At 45.4% G+C, this 1,277-nt stretch carries 1 protein-coding gene; it reads right to left on the reverse strand.

The window, feature by feature from the left end; all coding sequences use genetic code 11:
* Window positions 1–46: 46 nt before the first annotated feature.
* A protein-coding gene (locus JMX97_RS13585; protein ID WP_201558953.1) for an IS3 family transposase occupies window positions 47–1,212 on the reverse strand; the annotation gives its coding sequence in 2 pieces (ribosomal slippage) (window positions 47–954 and window positions 954–1,212; 1,167 coding nt in all).
* Window positions 1,213–1,277 lie beyond the last annotated feature (65 nt).

Consider the following 1,277-nt stretch of genomic DNA (forward strand, 5'->3'; position numbering starts at 1 on the left):
TGACCCCTGCTGTCAATCCCGTACACATAAACTTGGGAGATTATAATTACGCAGCGTGACGATAAAAGTCAAACCACATCTGTCTTGGCGATTTATAGCCCAAGCCCTTTTGAATTCTAGTCTGGTTGTAGTACAGCTCGATATATCCAATGATATCGCTAATGGCATCGAACCTTGTTCTATAGTCTTGGTGATACACCAACTCATTCTTCAATATGCCCCAGAAACTCTCTATCGGCGCATTGTCAAAGCAGTTACCTTTAGCGCTCATTGAGCCTATAAACTGATGCTGCTTGATAATCTTGTGATAGGCATGACTACAGTACTGACTGCCTCTGTCAGAGTGCACAATCAGCCCTTGGCTGGGTCTCTTATTTTTAATTGCCATATTCAATGCTTTACAGACTAAATCAGCGGTCATGCGCTTATTGATGGCATAGCCGACCAGCTCCTTGGTATAAAGATCTTTAACCCCTGCTAGATACAGCCAGCCCTCGGTAGTCCAGATATAGGTGATGTCGCTGACCCAAGACTCATTAGGACGCTTAGCGTCAAACTTCTGATCCAGCACGTTTGGATAGACCAGCTTGTTGTGATTGGAGTCGGTAGTAATTTTAAAGCGTTTATGACGACGGCACTTTATGTCATGTTCCTCTTTAATACTCCTGACCATGTATGGGCTGATATGATGACCTTGCTCGCTTAGGTGCGCTTGCAAACGCTCAACACCATAACGCTGCTTAGTCTCAGTATGAGCGGCGCGTACCAGTAGCTCACACTGGTTGCGACGTATCTGCTGGTCACTGAGACCGCGGCTCATCCAGTCGTAGTAGCTTGATGGCTTGACGCTTAATACACGGCACATAGTGGTAATGCTAAAGAGGGGCTGGTTGTCTTGAATAAACGCGTACTTCACGAGCTGTGCTTTGCAAAGTACGCGGTCGCCTTTTTTAGTATCTCACGCTCCTCCTCGGCCACTTTCAGCTGGCGCTTTAGACGTTTCACCTCTTCAAGAGCACTCATAAGATCAGGATCATATTGCTCAGTGCCCATAAGCTTGCCCTGATTGGCTTTATTCTGCCAGTTTGATAAGGTTTGCATCGCTATGCCAAGTTGCTTTGCAGTGGCTGAAACATTACCGTTGTTATCCGCTATCTTCTTAACGGCTTCTGCTTTAAATTCTGTGCTATAAGTTCTGATTTTCTTGGTCATGGTAAACTCCTCATTGAGTCGTTAGTTTACCAAGTTTACCTCTACGGTTTCTTCAGCATAGCTCA

This window comes from Psychrobacter sp. 72-O-c (genome assembly GCF_904846605.1).
Classification (GTDB): domain Bacteria; phylum Pseudomonadota; class Gammaproteobacteria; order Pseudomonadales; family Moraxellaceae; genus Psychrobacter.